Below are 17,708 nucleotides of genomic sequence, written 5' to 3'. Positions count from 1 at the left end.
CTACATGGCCCGAGGGCCGACCATGTGAGACGATCCGGGAGCGCGTATGCGGTTCGATCTCAACGATTTCGGCGATACGGCGCAGCAGAGCCGAACTGTCGATTACGGGTCGACCGGGCCGGTCTTCTTCGGCTAAGCATAGGATTAACACCGTATGGCCGCGTGCTTGCGGAACCTTGTTGAAGGCCTCGCTGATGGCTCCGGCGGCCAGATGAGCCATGCGCTTTTCGCCAATCCAGGCGCGCGGCAACGAGACAGGCGCGCCAGTCAGGCGCTCACCCGCCGGGCCTGTGAACTGCGTTTCCTGAAAGCCGTCGAGCCGCGCCCTCATCGCCGCGCAGCTGGAAGGTGCGTCGAGACCAACCGCTGTGACCATGCCGACCGAAACAATGTCGAGTGAAGCGCTCATGCGTCCTCTATCTCGGCCAGCGGTGCGGTTCCGCTTGCGCGGACATATGCGCGCCCCGCCGCCCGTGCCCGCAGCATCGACTCCGTGGGTGGACCAACCCAACATTCGGTAAAATCCAGTATCGTCCGATGGATACGCTGCGATACTCGCCAGACCAGCGAGAAACGCCGGTTTTCGAGGTCGAACAGGACGGTGTCGGGGAGAAGGTCAGCTTCGTAGGCCTTGTCGCGGCCCTTGAACAGCGTAACTGGCAGCGTCGTGCCTGGCAGGCGGAAGCTTTCGTGGCCGCCAGGTGTCAGGTTGATCAACACCACGTCCTCGCCACCTTTGGGTGGGTCGATCTGTTGGTCGGGCGGGGCCATCTGGAAATAGCGTTCGTCGAAATCCGGAGGCAGGAACGGGAAGATGTTCTTGGTCCAGTTGTCGTCGTAGGTGCCGCCATATTCGATGCGGCCTGGCCAGCCGCGGCCCATCGGCCCAAAGCTCATCGGCTTGTAGTCGCCGAAGGGCGAGCGGACCTCCTCTCCGATGGCTTGCGTATTTGGCAACCTGAGGCCGGGAACAAGATGCTGGTTGCGGGTGCGCGCCCAGCCAGTTCCGACGGGATTAAACTTGTAGCTACCCGGGAGCTTGTCTTCGTGGTCGAGGCGGTCGGTGCCGCCCCAAGCGGTGTCGTAGGAAAATGGCTGGCGCAGAAAGGGCTGGGGCGCTGTCGCCATGAACAGCGGACCACGGGCGCGCCATTCGCGTGTGCCGACCACCTCAAAGAGCTTTTGCCAACCGCCCAGCCTGATCCCCACCGGGACGCGTTCGGCCGGACGCCCGCTAGGCGCGTAGGCGCAGCCATTGGCAATCACATCGCAGCGCGGCTTGCGGAAAGCGAAATCGGTCTCCCAAAGCGTTGCCGAATAACCTGGCTCGCCCGTGCAGGTATCGGCCATCACCAGAGGCACCTGCTCAGCCGACTTGCGCACCAAGCCCCCCGGAGCCTCGGGGAAATCGAACGTGCCCTTGACCACCACGACGATGTATTCGTGCGCAGCCTTGTCCATGCCCATGGTGAATTCGTGGACGAAGCCGGTCTGGTTCCAGATTTGCATCAGCTGGTCTCCCAGCTCGCCATGAGAAGCCGATCCAGTGCCGATTGGGGCTTTGTCGGGTCAATTTCCATTGGCACTGAAGCATCCGTCCAGAGGACCATGCCGAGCACTGGCTCACCCGTGATGTCGAGTGTCGGGAAGGGCAGAGCAGCCAGATTGGCAGCGAATTCGTCGGCGCTGATGTCTCCATTTCGCGCGGAATCCGCTGCGACCTCGATGTCGTCGAACCATTTCGCTGCCGAGCCTGCAAGGCCGGTTGTGGCTGCTGAAAGCGGAGAGGCGACAGTCAACGGAAAACGACGTCCAGCCTTGTCACTGCTTGGTACAACGATGCCGGCCATTGGGCCATTTGCCTCTGGGCCAAGTAGGAAGCGCAGCGCGACCTTTTCCGTCCAGATGCCAGATGATTGCAGTGGCGCCAGATGGCTCGCGACCCAGCGGTCCCATGCCCGTACAAACTCGCTCGGAAGGCCTCGGCCGACAAAATCGCCGGTCGCCGGAATCTTGCCGTAGAAGCCGGTGACTAGATCTGCTGCGGGCATACGAACCTCTTGAACATCTCCAAATTGTAGGGGTTCTCGACACTTGCCGCCTTCAACTCGAAATCGGCGTAGAAGTTCTTCGCGCCCAGGCGGAGATTGTAGACGTCGGCCAAGGCAGTGCCGGTGAAACGGCCCTTGGTGAGCAGCCTGAGCCAAGCCCAGCTGCCGGTTTCATTGACGATCACTTCGGGGGAGCCATCGATGGGCTGGAAGGCCAGCGAGATTGTGCCGGTGCCGTCCTTTCCCGGCCATGTCATCGGCTGCGGGCGGGTGGCGTTGTTGTAGTAGACGAGGCTCTGGCCATCGAGATTGAGCGTGACGCGGGTCACTGTGGGCGACAGGTCCTTGGGCTCCAGCGTGAAGCTCATCAAAGGACCTGTCCCGTCAGGGAAGAGGTCGTCGCGGATGCGGCGCGCCTGCTCAAAGGCAGCAAGCGCCGAAGAATCCAGGCCGAAATCGGCGCGCCAGGTCCATGGCTGCTTTGCCGTGTCGACATAGCTGATGAGATGATCGTTGGTGAAGGCGTCAATCAAGCCACCTGGGCCGAAGAGGCGGGCGAAATCGCGGACGTTGACGTCGACAGCGCTCTGCGGACTGAATGGATAGCGGTCGTTGAGCGCTGCCTGGCAGAAAGGCAGAATGTCGGCGCGCCAGATGGCGTTGAGCTCGGAGGTGACCGCCTTCTCCGTCAGGCCGCTTGTGTCGCCGGCAATGCCGCCGAGCCAGTCGTCGATCGGGTCGGGCAGGATTTGCGCCTGACGGGCGACAGCACCCGTAAGTTCGGCAAGCCCACCTTGCTTCTTGATGGCGTCCTGCGGATCGGGATTGGCGGTAACTGTCTGCAGCACATTCGAAAGTGCTGTGAGCGCCACGACAGCCGCGTCAAGTGCGGGCGGCTGGCCATCAACTTCGGCGACAGCCCCCTTGAGCGGCTTGAAGTGCTCGGCAACAAGCGTGCCGGTCATGTCGACTTCGGTGGCCGAACCGGCACGAGGAAGCAGCTTCGCGCCCGCCTTGGCGAGCTTACCGACCTTGCCGAGCTTACCCAGAAGCTTGGATGCGCCTTTGGACGCAGTCTTGTTGTCACCAGCCGGCTCTTCGTCGGAGCGCATGAGATCGGTTTCGTGGACAACAGCTGTAACAAGGCGCTTGAGGGCTGAATCGGCGCTCGAAAGGTCCTTGAGGTTTTCGCTGGCGACGTTGAGGTCAGTCAGCGGTGCCAGCCGAATGTCGCGCAGCAGGCTGTCCCATTGGGCGATGAAATCCTCGTAGTAGAGCTTGAGGATATCTTCCGACAGCGCTGACACCGAGGTCTCGGAATTCTCCTCGCAACCGCCGGCAAAAACGGCGCGATCGAGCGCTGCCTGGCCCGCGACATCCTCCAGCCGGTCAAGGATGACATCGTGGAAGCCAGCGTACGTATATGCACCTGATATGCCGATACGCATCGTCTTGTCCGAGCGGCGGGCAAAGACCTTGGAGCCGTTGGGACCTGCGAAATTTGCCGGAATCCACTCTTTCAGTTCGGAGACGGCGGGATCGGCCAGCAACTGCTTGTAGGCGCGGGCCGGAAGCGAAATGGTGCAGACGCTCTTCAGTGCCTCGGCGACCAGCGCTGGATCGGGTGCAACATAGCTCGCGTCGACAGTCATGCGGCGGATGGCGGCGAGCTGGTGTTCCTCCGCGTTCGCCGTCGGAAAGGGGGCGACAGGGGCAAACTCAGGCAGGTGGTTCACCCACCAATCCTGGGCGAAATCGGTGTCCATCTGCGACAGGCCGGTCATCATGCGGTAGGTCTTGAGGGCGCCGAGCATGAATTCCGGATCGCGGATCTGCCGCCACATCGTAGTTTCAAGCAAGGCGACCATGCGCGGCTCGAGGATGTTGCGTAGGGCGTGGTTGTAGCTATCGGCCTGTGCCCGCAGCAGTTCCGGCGCGGCTGTCGGGCCGATCAGGTCGCGCACTCCTCTCGGCGGCGGTGTACGGGCACTGGTCACCTCATCCATCGCTGCCAGCGCGACATCTATGTCGGGCGCGTCAACTGGGGCTGGAGCCGCCGCAAACGGTGCAAGCGGCGCCTGCAGCGCCTCGAACTGGCCGGCTTGGGCCGCGATGGCGTTGCGGTTGTCGTAGTAGGACAGCCCGAAGAGCGATCCGGCGAGCAACACCGCCGCCCCAGAGGCTGCGGCAGCGCCGCGCCAGATCCAAGTCCGGCGGCGCTGCGCATGCGGATCGAACATGCCGAGGCCGGCTTCCTTGAAGATCACCTCAGTCAGCAGGTTCTTGAGGAAGAAACTGCGCCTTTCGACGCGCGGCGAGGACGTGGCGCGGCGTGGCGGCAGCCCGAACGACGAGGAGAGCGCGGCCGTGAGCCGGTCGATAGGCGCGCCTTCCTGCGTTGCCGAAGTCAGGTAGACGCCGCGCAGCCAAGCGCTGTCTTCATAGCGGCTTTCGCCGAATATCTGTCCGATGAGAAGGCGGATCGGTTCGGACAGGCTTTCGACCTGCGCCGGGAACCTGAAGATTTCGGCACGAGCCGCCAAGCTGTCTTCGTCTTCGAGGCGAGGGACGAGACGTCTCTCAAGCTCTGTCGCCAGCAGCGAGATTTCTCGCGATACCATGTTGCCGTCGACACGCGCGTCGGGCGCGAAAGTCGTGCCCCACACCTGTTCGCGTGCCGAGGTCGAGAGGCCGCCAAAGAAAGGCTCGAAGCCCTTGATCAGATCGGCTTTGGTAAGCATCAGATAGACCGGCAGGCGGATTTCCAGCCGCTCGTTCAGTTCGGCCAGGCGCCGGCGGATCTTGCGACCATGCGCCTTGATGGCTTCGTCACCCTCGGATAGCGCATCGATCGAAAGCGCGACGATGACGCCATTCAGCGCGCGCCGCCCGCGATGCTTTTTCAACAGATCGAGGAACCCCAGCCATTCGGCAGCGTCGACATCGGGCTGGCTCTCCTGCTGGACGTAGCGTCCGGCGGTGTCGATCAGCACGGCGTTTTCGGAAAAGAACCAATCGCAGTTGCGGGTGCCGCCGATACCCTGGATGTCGTCGGTGAGATCGATCGGAAAGTTGAGGCCGGACTGGCGCAAGGCGGTCGTCTTGCCAGTCGCTGGCGGTCCGACGATGACGTACCAGGGCATATCGCGCAGCAGCTTGCGACCGCCGAGCTTGCGCCGCTTCAGCTCGTCCATCAGCCCCTGGAACTTGGCGCTGACTGCGGCAACGCTTTGCTCGCCAGGCGTCAGCGGCTTCTCCACCGGAGCTGCGGCGATCTCGGCGACGAACATACGATTGGCGCGGATGGCGCGGCGCTGGGCCAAGATCAGCCAGATGAGCCACAAGATGACCAAGCCTGCGATCAGCGCCATGCGTATCGTTTCGGACGCAAAGGGCGTGCGCTGCCCGACACTCACGATTGGTCCGAACACCCAGATGATCAGCGAAAGCAAAGTGAGCCCAATGAGCGTCCAGAGCCACCGCGAAGTCAGTACCGACCAGAGGAAGCGCAGGATGAACATCTGTCACAGCCTCTTTTCGACCAGCACTTCGACCCGGCGGTTGAGCGCGCGGCCCTCTCGGGTGGCGTCGTCGGCGACGGGGTCGGTGGCAGCGCGACCTTCCGAGCGGACACGCTCCTGCGGCACGCCGTTCTGGACCAGCATGTCGGCAATCGTTGCAGCACGTGCCTCCGACAGGCGCTGGTTGGTGGAAAGCGGGTTGGTTCTTTGCAGAGGAATGCCGTCGGTGTGGCCAACAACCGTGATGTTTCCGATCAATTCCTGGTTTTCGACGATCACCTTGGCTATGGCGCTGACTAGGGGCTGGAAGCCGTCGGTCAGTTCGGCCCGAGACGATTGGAACAGCTCAGGGTTGGAGGCCTGGATGACGAGGCGGGCCAGAGATACGCTTTCGGCACCCTTCAACGCTGGGCGCAATCCTTCCGGAGTGGCCGCCGCAAATTCGGGCAGCAGTGCGAAGTCGACGGTCTCGACCGGAGGCGCTTCTGCCTGAGGTGCAGCGCGCAACACTTCGGCTCGATCTGCCGGCGGAAGCGCACGGACCAAGGCGGAGAGTTGGACGGCCTGATTGCTCAGCCCCAGGGAGAAGCCGACATAGACCGCGGTTGCGAGCACCGCAGCGATAACACCCATCACCCAGATCGGCACAGTGAAGCGTGGCGCTTCGTCGGCTGCGACGACGCCCTTCCAGTTCGGCGAAAGCGGTGCATCTTCGGCGTCTGCATCGCGCAGAAAACGCGCGGCAGCCGCACGCACCGCATTCAAAGACCGGTCGCCGGACCGACCAGGCACCCGGTATTTGCCGCGGAAGCCAAGTGCCATGCAGTGATACTGCAGTTCCAGCATTTCCTTGTCGCGGTTGGGGTGGCGCTCGAGTTCTTCCAGGCGTGAAAAGAACTGGGCGCCAGCATCGACATCCCCACGCAGCATGACGACGAGCGGCTGACGCGGCCAGGCACTGGCACCGCCCCACGGTGTGTTCAGCGCGAGATCGTCGAGCAGTGCAGCGACCGACCAGGCGGCCTGGTCTGCGCGATCGATGGACGACCCTGCTGCAACCGCAGCGTCACGCCCCCGCACGAGCTCTTCGAGCAGGCGGGTGCGCAGATGCTCCGGATTTTCCGGCGGCAGCGCATTTTCAAGCTCGGGCGCGAATTCCAAAAGGGCAGAAAACGCATTGACCAGCATGTTCGGATGGGCACGCGACCGATTCAGTTGGGCTGCGGAAAAGGGCATCGGCGCGCGTGGCGTCGGCGTACCGACCATGCGAATCCGGGTACGCTCACGATCCTCCGACAAGCCGAAAGGATCGTCTTGGCTCATCGCGTCACCTGTTCACCGAATAGCAGTCGACCTGCGGCTCGCTCGGCAGCACGCCGGATACGCCGATGACGAATCCGGGTGCGTCGAGGAGAGAGGCCCAGTGCTCGCTTCTTTGATCAAGTTCAAGGCAAAGGCGATCGCCGTCATAAGGGATTTCGCGCGGCTGCGAGTGCAGCGGCTTCAACGGAATGCCCGGCAGGCGCGACTTCCAAAGGCCTTCGAATTCGCCGGCCGCACCGACGGTAGCTTGGTTGACGAATATCTTGCGTAGCGCTTCTTCCGACAGCTCTGAGCCAACGCGAATGACGATGCGGCTGGCGACAAGCAGTTTCGGGTTGTCGATGCGCACCTTCCAGACGTTGGTGGAATGGCGCATGACCGGGAGCGCTCGCGATTTTGGTTCGACGTAGCGCAGACTCAGGATCAGCGAACGCAACGTGTCGGCAAGCGCCGAGTAGGCCGGTCCCGGCGCCATGTGATCGTAGATCGGCAATTCGGCCAGGCGCCTCGAGTTTGAGCCGTAAGTCGCCATCGAGCCGGCGAGGCCGGCAAGCTCGAGGTAGAGATCGGCGGGGTGAAATATGTCCTGCGCCAGCATATGCGCCAGGCGCGGCCGCGCTGCATTGGCGAGATTGAGCATCAGCAAGTCTTCAACGCTGCGACCAGGACCGCCAAGCACCATCTTAGCATGCGCCTCTGCGATCTGATCGAGCCCGGTGATGACCTCTTGCAGAAGCTGGGCGTACCAATGGACGGCTCCAGTCGTGAGCGTAGGCGGCAGGAAGTTGTCGTCGATGGCAACGCCACCGTCGGCGCGCAGGCCGGTGATTTCGGTGATCGGCAGTGCCGTGTAGCCGCCGACCGATTTTCCGGGCGCAAGCAGCTGTGCCTGCGGTCGGGCGATCTCGATCTCCTCGGGGTCCGAACCGCCTTGCACCGAGTCTCGCACGGTGACGATGCGGCCGCGATAGCGCGCACCGCTGGCCTCGGCATGCGCGGGATCAAAGCCGATGCCGCCCGGCGGCTCTAGTGGTACGGCGATGAGCACCGGACCGCCGCCCATGTCCGCGGTAATGGCGAGCGGCTTTGGTGAGTCCATCGTGTCGGGAATGGCGAAAGGGGTGCCATCGGGGAAGATGCCGCGGGCAGAGAGCACCGCGACCTGTCCGGCCTCCAGCAAGGCCGGGTCGAGCGTCAGTGCGCGAAAGCCGAAGGTATGGAGCTGCCCGGCCAGAAGAGCGCCGCGTACCGTCGCTTCAAAGAAACGGTCCTGTTGCTGGAAGTGCTGGGTGCGGAGGAACAGCCCTTCGGACCACAGCACCCTGTTTGCGTCGGTCATGCGGCAACTCTTAGCATCGAGAACTCCGTTCTTCGTCCGCGTCAGGCGGAAATGCCTCCGCTGCCGAGCTTGACGGCGATCGTTACCGTCGAACCTGGCGAGACCGATTTCGTCGTTCGCCAGGTTCGACCTGTTGGTTCGCGAACAAGCGCGACAAAACCGAGCGCGGTCGCTTCCGGCTCAACGGTGATGGTCTTAGACGCCGCCTTACCGGGGCCGACGGCGAGCTGGTCGGAGCCGATGAGGTCGCCACCTAGCGCTGTGGCGGCATCACCTTGCAGGGCGAAATAGTCCGCGGAGTTGAACTTGCCCGTGCTTTTTAATCGCATGACCAGAACGGTAACCGGCCTGTCGCCGCCGCCGGGTCCGGGATTCATGCCGGCTTGACCGCTCACATTGACGGTGACCGTGGACGGTTTCGGCGGCCCGCTTTGGCAGGCGGTAACCAGTCCTGTCGCGCCGAGAGCAAGAATGAAGTCGCGCCGGTCGATCATGCGTCACTCCTCTTCATATGCGTTGCGGAAGTCGGCTCCGATCTCGCCCATGAAGCGCGTTTCGGCGCTTACGGCGATTTCGCGATGGCGTTTCTTGTACAGATCCCAAAGCTTGGCGCTACGGCCGCCCGCCAGCAGCGTCTCGAACGACGAACTCGATTTCAGCTCCTCTTCGAGCGCGATGGGATCGAAGCGATCGATCATGCGGCGAAGAGCGCCCTGCAGGCCGCGCCAAGCGCGAACATGGTGTTGGGCGAGGTCGCGGACTGCATCGGCAATGGCCGGCTCGCCGGCGAGAAAGCCGGGGCTGCGTTCAGCCAGGATGGTTGCCAGCACATCATCAACAGTCGGCAGGAATTTGAGCGGGTTGACCTCCGACGAGCCAACAATAGTCTGCTCGATGCGCGCATTGCCTTTTTCCTCGGCACGCTTGCGCAGGAGCTGCATCAGACCTTCGAGCATCAAGCGGTATTCGCGGCCGAATTTCTCCATCTCAACGATCGCGTCGCGGCCGGAGGTGTCGCTTTCGTCCAGGCCCAAGCCACGAAGGAAGGCTGCACGCAGGGCGCTGTCTGAAGGTGTCGCGGCCGGTGCGGCAACGGCGGCTGATTTTTGGCGTGCTCGCAGTGACGGCGGCGGTGGGGGAGGTGCATCGGGCCGGCGTGCCGGCAAATCCCAAGGAGCGGGCGAGGGGGGCTTGTCGACGGCTCTGTCGTACCTGTTTCCAGCCGGCCTTACCTCGGCAACAGGCGGCGGTGGTGGAACGGGTGCGAGGCCAAAATCATCGTCGAGCGATGAAGGTTGCTGGTCGATGGGTTCCGGCTTCGGCTTGGGAGGTGGGGTTTCCGCTGGAGCAAGGCCAAATGGATCAGCAAAGGCGGACATTCCATTTTGACCGTCATCGCCGTGTCCAGTCGAAACTGGGGTTGCCACCGGATCGAGACTGAACGGATCGTCGAAGGCCGGCGAATTGCGCTCTGAGCCTCCGGCACGCTCGTAGGCACGAAATGCTCCAGGTTCAGGATGCTCGAACGGGTTCGGAAGATCGGAGGGGCGCGGGCGTTGAGGCTCCTCGTTGGTCTTGACCGAGAAGAAATCATCGCCACCCAAGCCGATCGATGCGCGCGATGCCGGTGGCACGGGTTGAGGTGTCGATGTCCTGGAAGGCGATGATTTCGGCGCCGACGATTGGGCCCCTGGCTGCAGCTCGACCCAGACGACATAGTCGCCCAACCTTAGCCGCATTCCATTGTGCAGCCGTGCCGAATTGCCTAATCCAAGCGGGCTGCCGGCGTCGTCTATGAATAGTCCGCTGCTCGAGGTATCGGTGACGATATAGCCACCCTGTTCCGCCGTGATCTTGCAGTGAGCGCGTGACACGAACATGTCGGGGTCGTCGATCTGCCAGTCCGCATCGGGACTGCGACCGATCACCAGTTCACCCTTGTCCAGCCGAGTCTGGCGCACTGCCTGCGCGCGCGGTCCCTGCTCAAGCGTGAGGAGCAAACTCATGCCCCGACTCCCGCCATTTCTGGCCGCCAACCGACGATCGTCCGCAGGCGCATATCCTCAGCATCGTCCCTTTCCGCAGGGGGCGCAAGCCAGGCCGTTCGGCCGAGCTGAGCAGCGCCGATCCGAGCCGGCGGCACCTCTGCGCGGGCCAGCACGATCCTGAGATCGACGTCGAGCAACTCGCCGATCAGGTCGCGGATGGCGCGCTTCAAAACAGGTAGCCGTTTGCTACCGGGAAGGAACGTTTTGTAGGTCTCGAAATCGAGCGGACCGATGCGCAACTCGACCCTGTTCTGGCGGCTGAAGCTGCGGGGCCCGATGGTTGCACTTCTGCCCAGCGAAGCGCTGGCTTGACCGAGCCTCGTCTGCAGGGCGGCTGGTATCTCCAGCCACGAAGCGACGAACTCCTTCAATCGGACTTGCACGTTGAAAACTTCGGCGACGAACAAAGTGAGCCGTTCTGGCCCATCGACCTGGTCGGCAAGTGCCGCAGCCTGCCGCAGCTTCACTGTATCGAGATCGGTGTTCTCCGCATTTTTCGTATCGGGAAGGCCGATGCCAGCCATGGCCTCGAGCATCGAGCGGATGCGGCCACCGACGGCACGCTCGACCTGCACGCCCGGATGTGCATCGGCCCAGGCGCGATAGAACAAGGCGATCATGCGGTGCTGGAGGATGTTGACGAAATCGACGAAGGTCGTGTCGCTGGTCTGATGCGCATCGGCACCAGCAAACCAGCGCTGCGACAGGCGATCGAGCACCCAGCGCGTCAGATGTAGCGGCAGCGGCCCCTCGGGGCCAAGCAAGCCCAGATTGGCGACGGTGACGCGCGGGGCGTTCTTGTCTGTGGCCTCCTCGAACTTGACAACATCCTGGGTCGAAAAGCCCAGGCGCACATGCTGCCCGAGCCGCGCCGGCTCACGGTCCGGGCGCCCCGAATGACCGAACAGACCGTTGCCCCGGTTTTCAAGCTGGCGAAGCAGCTCGAAGAAGTCGTAGCTCTCCGTCAGCCTGTTGCGTGCTGCTATATCAGGAAGCGGTTGCCGGGCGTCATCGGCCATGGCACGTCCTCCTGCTTCTGGAGAAGCCGCGTGCGGGTGCGCACGAAGCCGTTGATACCGGCGTGGCGGGCAAACAACCGCGCCAGCAGGGCGGAAAGCAGCAACGAGCTTTGACCCGATAGCACTGATTGGTCGATATGGAGCATCACTTCGGTGCCGCGGCCGAAGCAGATCGGCCCTGGTATCGCCAGTCTCTCGATCACTGGTTGGGAGTCAATGCGGACAATCGAGCGGACATGGCGAGTTATCCCCGGGTCGCCGCGATCGGCATAGAGGTCGAGCAGTGCGTGCAGCGGATCGACGCCGCGGCCCTCCTTGGCAAGGCTAAGGAAATTGAGCGCGAGTTGCGCCACCAGCCGCCAGGCGAGTTCATCGGCACGGGATTCCGCATCGGCACCGGCGGGCAGCGTGGCTGGAATGGATGGCTGGGGCGCTCGCAACGCGCCAAGCAATCTCACCGCTTCGACGGGGTCGCCGCTTTCCAGCGTGAGCGTCGGATTGTCGTCGAGGATCGGCAGGTCGCGGTTGGTGCAAAGAGCGGTAACTTCGATGCGCTTGAGCGGACGCCCCGTGGAGGTGCCGGCCGGCCGTGAGATCGCCAGAAAGACGTCGTCGCCGGTGTAAGAGGTTCGGGTCACGCCCTCGCGCCGCTCGTCCTCGGTCGCGCGTCGCGGGCGGCGTTCGGTCGAGTAGACCCATCCATTGCCCCTGTTCTGCCCAAGGCTGAAGAGGGCGGGTATCTCTGCGTCGGCCCCTTCGGCCTCGGCGTCCTCGACATGGGTCACCCGAAAGATTTCGAAATCCCTAGGCCGTGTGCGGTCGGCGTAAAGCACCTGTCGCGTTTTGCGGGCATCGAGTTCGATGACGTTGCATTCGCGCTCGAACAAATTGATCAGCGGCGTCGCAAACAGTTCGAAATCGGTTGGGGAAAGGTCGGCGAGTTCGGGTACGGCGCGCCGCAGCAGGAAGACGATTTCGAGCCCTGCCTCGCAGCTGCGCACGACAGGCTGCAGCCCCTGAACGCGCGCATAATGGAAACGCTCGGGCATCATGAAATATTCGCGCAGCAGCCGATAGCCCTCGAAGGTCGGGCGTGTCCGCGGCATCAATGCTTCAGAGTCGCTGATCCCGATCATCTCGGGCATTGGCAGGGGGACGAGCTTGCCCGACTTGCTGTCCTCACGAGCGCCCATTGCCGTGCAGACGCCAAAGATGGTGTCGAACAGCAGTGCTGCTTTCGTGCGCCCGGCAAAATGCAATTCGAGCCGGTCGAGAGCCAATTCGCTCAGTTTGCCCTTGCCGGTCCGGGCGATGGTAATGCGCAGCGCTGCTTCACAAACCGCTGCGCTGATCGGTGCAATGCTGGCGGCGGCAAGCGCACTGCGGTCCTGGTAGTAGCCGACGGAGGCGATCTCGATCGGCCACAAGGTAACATCCTGAGCCGTAGTGAAGGTGCAGCGTGTCGACAGGCCAGGCTGCAGGCTGGCCACCAGGCGGGTGCCGCGCTTGACGACGTGGCCGGCGTTCATCGTTTGAACCTGCTGGCTGGGCTTCAGCACTGCCACGGTCGTCGCAGGTGCAGGCGTAAGCAGGTCGGGATAGAGAACTTCAAGAACGCTGCGTGCAAACCTCGATCGCTCGGCATCGACCTTCAGCCTGGTCCGTGCGGCAAGGAAAGCGACACCGTCGAGTAGCCGCTCGACATACGGGTCAGGGCAGGGGGCGGTGTCGAGCGATAGGTTGCGCGCGACAGCTGGATGCATGTCGGCGAACTCCGCCGCAAGCGTGCGGATGTGGGTCAGTTCCTCCTCGTAATACTCCAGGAAGATCCGATCCATATTCAGGCTTCCTTGAAATCGGTCCGCGCCATACCGTTGTCGAGATTTATTGTGGTGCGCAGCCGCAATCGTTCAGGCGTCGGCGTCATGATCAGCACGGCGTCGATCTCGATCTTGAGCCCGGTGGTCTTGTCGCCAAGGTTGACTGTCACCTTTGTCGCGCTTTCCTTGAGCCGCGGTTCGAAATTGGCCAGCACCAGACGTATCTCGCGCGCCAGGACTTCACGATCAAAGTCGCGAGACGACCGGCCGGAGAATGACGGCACGCCGTAATTGACGACGCTTCGGCGCACTTCGGGGAAATCTGCGAGATCGGGCGGGTCATCGACCGCCTGTTCGGCCTCTCTGTCGGAAATCATTGGCGTCGCTTCGAAGCGCTCAGTGTTGAACAGCGCCTCGATGTCACGCCGCACAGCCTCCCGCAGCACGTGCGCCGAGACCACGACGCCCCGGCTCTCAAGTTCGGTGCGTTGTCTGTTCTGAAAACTGAGCCGGTGCAAGCGCCGCTTCTGATCGGGCGTCAGTTCAAGGTCCGAGTCTATAATCCGGGGGGCTCCTCCAAGAAAGCCGTCGAGACGTTCTTCACCCAACTCCTCCAGCAGCAGGTGCCGAAGCCCATCGATCTCCGAATTCAGTCCCGGCAAATCATTGACGAGGCGATCCCAAAGGGAAGGCTGGACCGCCTCGCGTTTCGCCCGCGGACTGCCGGTCGCCGCGATTTCGGCGCCGTTGCGCCGTACCTGCCCGTCACTTGCCGACATGGACATCCATTTCGACCTCGTCCTTGTCGTCATAGTTGAATTTGATCTTCTTGTAGGCGAAGCCTACCCGCTCCTCGATCAAGTCCTGTTCATCCAGGCTCGGTTTCATGTCGTATTGAACGACCGAGGCATCCGACAGGGTGACCACAAGATAGTCGCTGGTCTCGCCATCGATGGTGCGGCGCGCCGAGAACACCACTTCGTCCAGTGGCTTGTTGTCAAAGAGGGCTTTCTTCAGATACGGAGAGGATTTGTCGTAATTCTTGATGAACTTAATCATGCCCAATGCAACGCGACCTCTTCGCGACAGCGAATTTGGGTCGTGCGGCGCAACCATGTCGAACTCCACTCCATGAATCTCAATCTCATCTTCGTGGCCGTCGCGAACGCTTGGGCCGGTGATATCAGGAACCTTCAAAAACCCATCTATTTTTGTTTTTGCTTCGTCTGGCATCGTCTCTCTCCATTGTACGAAGACAAATCAAGACTTCACTGACGGCAATTCCGACACGAGCCGGAGCGACGCATTTATTCCCTCCAGTTGGTAATGCGGGCGCAGGTAAAAGCGGGCGTTGTAGTAACCAGGTCGACCCTCGACACTGTCGACCTGGACCTCGGCCGCCGCGAGCGGACGCTTGGCACGCGCCTTGTCGTCGGCGAAGGCCGGATTGGCGAGCACGTAGCGGTTGATCCACTCGGTCAACCAGATCTGCATGTCGGAGCGTTCCTTGAATGAGCCGACCTTGTCGCGGGCGATCGCCTTGAGGTAGTGGGCGAACCGGGACACCGGAAACAGGTAGGGCAGGTTGGCGCTCAGCCGTTCGTTGGACTGTGCGTCGGGATCGACCAGCCGCCCGGCCCGGGTTTCGTCGTCCTGCAGCGAATGGGCGCCGATGAACGCCGCTAGATCGGTGTTCTTGCGGTGCAGGATCGGCATTAGGCCGAGCTTTGCCAGTTCCGCCTCGCGCCGGTCGTCGATGGCGACTTCGGTCGGGCACTTCATTGCCACCGACCCGTCGTCGGTCGGGAAACTGTGCACCGGCAGGTTGATCACCGTGCCGCCGTTCTCGACGCCGCGGATCTGCGTTCCCCAGCCGAACAGCTTGTGGCTGCGGTTGATGTTGACGCCCATCGGGAAGGCGGCGTTCATCCAGATGTATTTGTGGTGGTCGCCCTGCACTTCCTCCTCGAAGGCGAAGCTTTTGACCGGAACAGTATCGGCGCCATAGGGCAGCCGCGCCAGAACGCGTGGCATGGCAAGGCCGATGTAGCGCGCATCCTCGCTCTCGCGCAGCGATTGCCACGACGCATAGGCCGGGTTGGACACGATCTGCTGCAGATCTTGCGGATTGGGCAGTTCCTGCCAGCTGTCCATGCGGAACAGGCGTGGCGAGGCAGCCGCGATGAACGGCGTATGTGCAGAGGCGCAGACGCCGGAAATGTTGCGCAAAAGTCCAACGTCGCGCGGGTGGTTGGAGAACTCGTAGGCGCCGATCAGGCAGCCGAACGGCTCGCCGCCGAACATCGAGTATTCGTCGGTGTAGACCTTCTTGAATACCGGGCTTTGGTCCCACATCTGGCCTTCATAGTCTTCGAGCGTATCAGCCAGCTGCTCCTTGGAGATGTTCATCACCCGGATCTTCAGTTTCTGGTCCGTCTCGGTGTTGTTGATGAGGTACCAGAGGCCACGCCAGGTACCCTCCATCTCCCGGACTTCCGGGGCGTGTAGGATCTCGTTGAGCTGGACGGTCAGCATCTTGTCGATGCCAGATATCAGCGACTTGATCGACTTGATCGCATTCGACGAGATGCTGGTGGTGTCGGAGCGCGACTGGGCGGCAAGGGCGAGATTACGAACGAGCTGCTGGAGCTTCTCGCTGTCGTCCTTCTTGACCTTGAAATCTTTCTCCAAAAGTTCGCTGAATTCGCCGAGATCGATGGCCTCTGCCTCGGCAACAGTTGGGCTTTTTTGCTGTTCGGCCATGGCTTTATTCCTCGACCTTGTCGCTGTCGGAGAGCGCCTGACTGGCGATCTGGCCGAGAAGCGGCTCGTTGTTCAGCAATTGCGCGATGCGCTTTTCTGCGTCGGCCCGACCGTCCATGAAGCCCAGCAACTCCTCGAGCTGACGGCGCATCTTGAGGATTTCGGCCAGTTGCGGCACTTGCTCGGCGATCTTGTCAGGCGCGAAATCGCCCATCTTGGAGAATGTGAGGTCGACCGCCAGCTCTTCTTCGCGCTCTGCGCCTTCAGCCTGGGGCAATGTGTTCTTCACCCGCGCCTTCACGCGGGGGCCAAGCGCTTCCATGAAGCGCGGAAACCTGTTGGCGTCGGTCTCTACAAAGGTGCGGTCCAACACCGTCTTTTGAGCTTCTTTGGTCTGCGATGCGCCGGCGAGGTCGGCCATCACGCCCATCACGAAGGGCAGTTCGATCGTCGTCGGGCTGCCGTAGGTCTCAACGTCATAAGCGATCTGCACGCGCGGTGCGCGATTTCGCTCGATGACCTTTGCTTTGCTTTCCGCTGGCATGCTTGGCTACCTTTCATCCTTCTGAGGCGTCTTCTTGCTGTCTGGAACGCCGGCCAGGAGCCGGAATTCCTTCAGCCCTGAGGGGGCGAGATCTTCCATCAGTTCAACGAAATCCATGTGCACCATACGACGCACGCGGCGGGCAAGATGCGGGATCGGGCTCGACGGCTCGGTGCGGTCGTAAAAGGCAACGACGAGGTCGAGGCATCTGACGACGTCGTCGCGCGAGGAGAGGCGGTCGGGGAGGGCCATGGCTGATCCCATATGGTTTGCCGCCGGTTCTACTGCGTGGCCATTTGGCGACGCCGTGGCGGGTGTGGCCTCCGTGAATTCGGGTTTGGCTGTGCCGTTGGGCGCGGCGCGCGCGGTCGACCCGCGTTCAAGCGTGGTCAGCATCCTGTCGAGAAACCTCTTCAGGTCAGGCACCGCCGGTCCGGTGGTTTCGAGCCGTTTGTTGAGTGCTGTGTCGACGCCGCTGAGTGCCACGCTCGCCGCTCGCGTGTCGGTAATTAATTGCTCCATTGCCGGACCCGCAAGGTCTGCCTGCGCGGCACAAGCACTGCGCAACTTCGCCAGCAGCTGTTCGTGGGCGCTCGACAGGGCTGCCCGCTCGATGCTGTTCAACCCTTGCGCCGCTTCCTGCAGCATGACCCGATCGTCAAGCGCACCCAGTTCAAGTTCGCGCCCGGTGATCGGGCCAAATCCGCGCGGCGCGAAAAATGTCATCTGACGGAGATTTGCAAGCAAACCCTCCTGGCCGTTCTGCAAATCAAGCAGGGCATTGATGCGGCGAAGGGCTGCCTCGCGCGGTGGCGCATTCGGCCTCAGCGCGGGATGCATCGTCTCCCAATGCTCGTCGAATGTTCGCCCAATCAGCGTCAGGCCTTCGGTGAGCCCGGCCACTCCCTGGTCATTGGCAAGCGCACGGGTGACGAGGGTGAGGAGCCGAAGGTCGCGCCCATGGCTGCGCAGTTCCTCGGCCTTGCTAAGGACAGCTGTCCAATCGACCGGGATGCTTACTTGAGATGAAGGCTTGTTGCGCTCGTCGTGGACCACGTTGACCTGGGGCTCGACGAGGCGCTCGAGTTCGTGGAAGCGCGGATCGTTGCGCAAGTCTTCCCCTGACGGGTTTTCACCGTTCAAAGGGTTGAGCCAAAGAGCAAGATCAACCACGCATCCCCCCATGTCTCAAAAGACGGAAGTCGCCGGTATTCCACTCCACTTTGGTTTAGCACAATTCAGGCGTCGCTCAAAGTTGGTCGAGGCAAGCGCTTAAGCTT

At 62.3% G+C, this 17,708-nt stretch carries 14 protein-coding genes and 1 pseudogene; all 15 read right to left on the bottom strand.

Annotated elements, in window-relative coordinates; all coding sequences use genetic code 11:
- A pseudogene (locus AC1DWF_RS21720) lies at nt 1-409 on the bottom strand (3-oxoacyl-ACP synthase); the annotation flags it as partial.
- On the bottom strand, nt 406-1,509 hold the full coding sequence (locus AC1DWF_RS21715; RefSeq protein ID WP_476782079.1) for a DUF2169 family type VI secretion system accessory protein: 1,104 nt from the start codon (nt 1,507-1,509) through the stop codon (nt 406-408). The pseudogene AC1DWF_RS21720 and the gene AC1DWF_RS21715, both read right to left, overlap by 4 nt.
- Nucleotides 1,509-2,051, bottom strand: coding sequence for a type VI secretion system-associated protein TagF (gene tagF / locus AC1DWF_RS21710; RefSeq protein WP_476782078.1), 543 nt, complete (start codon nt 2,049-2,051; stop codon nt 1,509-1,511). Before tagF ends, AC1DWF_RS21715 begins: the two co-directional genes overlap by 1 nt.
- A complete protein-coding gene (gene tssM / locus AC1DWF_RS21705; RefSeq protein WP_476787837.1) occupies nt 2,033-5,572 on the bottom strand; it encodes a type VI secretion system membrane subunit TssM in 3,540 nt (1,179 codons plus the stop codon). Before tssM ends, tagF begins: the two co-directional genes overlap by 19 nt.
- A gap of 3 nt (nt 5,573-5,575) precedes the next feature.
- Nucleotides 5,576-6,895, bottom strand: a complete 1,320-nt coding sequence (gene icmH, locus AC1DWF_RS21700) for a type IVB secretion system protein IcmH/DotU (protein ID WP_476782076.1) — start codon at nt 6,893-6,895, stop codon at nt 5,576-5,578.
- 4 nt (nt 6,896-6,899) lie between these two features.
- Nucleotides 6,900-8,234, bottom strand: a complete 1,335-nt coding sequence (gene tssK, locus AC1DWF_RS21695) for a type VI secretion system baseplate subunit TssK (protein WP_476782075.1) — start codon at nt 8,232-8,234, stop codon at nt 6,900-6,902.
- Nucleotides 8,235-8,275: 41 nt separating this feature from the next.
- Complete coding sequence (gene tssJ, locus AC1DWF_RS21690) at nt 8,276-8,728, bottom strand: type VI secretion system lipoprotein TssJ (RefSeq protein ID WP_476782074.1); 453 nt, start codon at nt 8,726-8,728, stop codon at nt 8,276-8,278.
- Between the two features lie 3 nt (nt 8,729-8,731).
- The gene (gene tagH, locus AC1DWF_RS21685) at nt 8,732-10,240 is read right to left on the bottom strand and encodes a type VI secretion system-associated FHA domain protein TagH (protein ID WP_476782073.1); all 1,509 of its coding nucleotides are present in this window, start codon (nt 10,238-10,240) and stop codon (nt 8,732-8,734) included.
- Nucleotides 10,237-11,301 carry a type VI secretion system baseplate subunit TssG gene (gene tssG, locus AC1DWF_RS21680; RefSeq protein WP_476787836.1) on the bottom strand — a complete coding sequence of 355 codons (1,065 nt, stop codon included), beginning with the start codon at nt 11,299-11,301 and terminating at the stop codon, nt 10,237-10,239. Before tssG ends, tagH begins: the two co-directional genes overlap by 4 nt.
- On the bottom strand, nt 11,265-13,139 hold the full coding sequence (gene tssF / locus AC1DWF_RS21675; protein WP_476804347.1) for a type VI secretion system baseplate subunit TssF: 1,875 nt from the start codon (nt 13,137-13,139) through the stop codon (nt 11,265-11,267). The genes tssG and tssF overlap by 37 nt, the downstream gene beginning before the upstream one ends.
- 2 nt (nt 13,140-13,141) lie before the next feature.
- Nucleotides 13,142-13,900: a type VI secretion system baseplate subunit TssE gene (gene tssE, locus AC1DWF_RS21670; RefSeq protein ID WP_476782087.1), complete on the bottom strand. Its 759-nt coding sequence runs from the start codon at nt 13,898-13,900 to the stop codon at nt 13,142-13,144.
- On the bottom strand, nt 13,887-14,354 hold the full coding sequence (locus AC1DWF_RS21665; protein WP_476782070.1) for an Hcp family type VI secretion system effector: 468 nt from the start codon (nt 14,352-14,354) through the stop codon (nt 13,887-13,889). The genes tssE and AC1DWF_RS21665 overlap by 14 nt, the downstream gene beginning before the upstream one ends.
- Nucleotides 14,355-14,381: 27 nt before the next feature.
- Entirely contained in the window at nt 14,382-15,884 is a 1,503-nt protein-coding gene (tssC, locus tag AC1DWF_RS21660) for a type VI secretion system contractile sheath large subunit (protein ID WP_476782069.1), read from the bottom strand.
- 4 nt (nt 15,885-15,888) lie between these two features.
- The gene (tssB, locus tag AC1DWF_RS21655) at nt 15,889-16,428 is read right to left on the bottom strand and encodes a type VI secretion system contractile sheath small subunit (protein ID WP_476787834.1); all 540 of its coding nucleotides are present in this window, start codon (nt 16,426-16,428) and stop codon (nt 15,889-15,891) included.
- Between the two features lie 6 nt (nt 16,429-16,434).
- Nucleotides 16,435-17,601 (bottom strand): type VI secretion system protein TssA, encoded by a 1,167-nt coding sequence (gene tssA, locus AC1DWF_RS21650; protein WP_476783524.1) that lies wholly within the window; start codon nt 17,599-17,601, stop codon nt 16,435-16,437.
- Between the last annotated feature and the right edge of the window lie 107 nt (nt 17,602-17,708).

The organism is Aminobacter sp. P4_D5, assembly GCF_056401815.1.
The sequence above is the reverse complement of the archived record's forward strand: the minus strand, read 5'-3'. Positions and strand labels throughout refer to the sequence as shown.

Bases quoted from the DNA above. Each gene is read 5' to 3' on its own strand.
- AC1DWF_RS21715 (WP_476782079.1), bottom strand. From the start codon at position 1,509: ATGCAAATCTGGAACCAGACCGGCTTCGTCCACGAATTCACCATGGGC.
- tagF (WP_476782078.1), bottom strand. From the start codon at position 2,051: ATGCCCGCAGCAGATCTAGTCACCGGCTTCTACGGCAAGATTCCGGCG.
- tssM (WP_476787837.1), bottom strand. From the start codon at position 5,572: ATGTTCATCCTGCGCTTCCTCTGGTCGGTACTGACTTCGCGGTGGCTC.
- icmH (WP_476782076.1), bottom strand. From the start codon at position 6,895: ATGAGCCAAGACGATCCTTTCGGCTTGTCGGAGGATCGTGAGCGTACC.
- tssK (WP_476782075.1), bottom strand. From the start codon at position 8,234: ATGACCGACGCAAACAGGGTGCTGTGGTCCGAAGGGCTGTTCCTCCGC.
- tssJ (WP_476782074.1), bottom strand. From the start codon at position 8,728: ATGATCGACCGGCGCGACTTCATTCTTGCTCTCGGCGCGACAGGACTG.
- tagH (WP_476782073.1), bottom strand. From the start codon at position 10,240: ATGAGTTTGCTCCTCACGCTTGAGCAGGGACCGCGCGCGCAGGCAGTG.
- tssG (WP_476787836.1), bottom strand. From the start codon at position 11,301: ATGGCCGATGACGCCCGGCAACCGCTTCCTGATATAGCAGCACGCAAC.
- tssF (WP_476804347.1), bottom strand. From the start codon at position 13,139: ATGGATCGGATCTTCCTGGAGTATTACGAGGAGGAACTGACCCACATC.
- tssE (WP_476782087.1), bottom strand. From the start codon at position 13,900: ATGTCGGCAAGTGACGGGCAGGTACGGCGCAACGGCGCCGAAATCGCG.
- AC1DWF_RS21665 (WP_476782070.1), bottom strand. From the start codon at position 14,354: ATGCCAGACGAAGCAAAAACAAAAATAGATGGGTTTTTGAAGGTTCCT.
- tssC (WP_476782069.1), bottom strand. From the start codon at position 15,884: ATGGCCGAACAGCAAAAAAGCCCAACTGTTGCCGAGGCAGAGGCCATC.
- tssB (WP_476787834.1), bottom strand. From the start codon at position 16,428: ATGCCAGCGGAAAGCAAAGCAAAGGTCATCGAGCGAAATCGCGCACCG.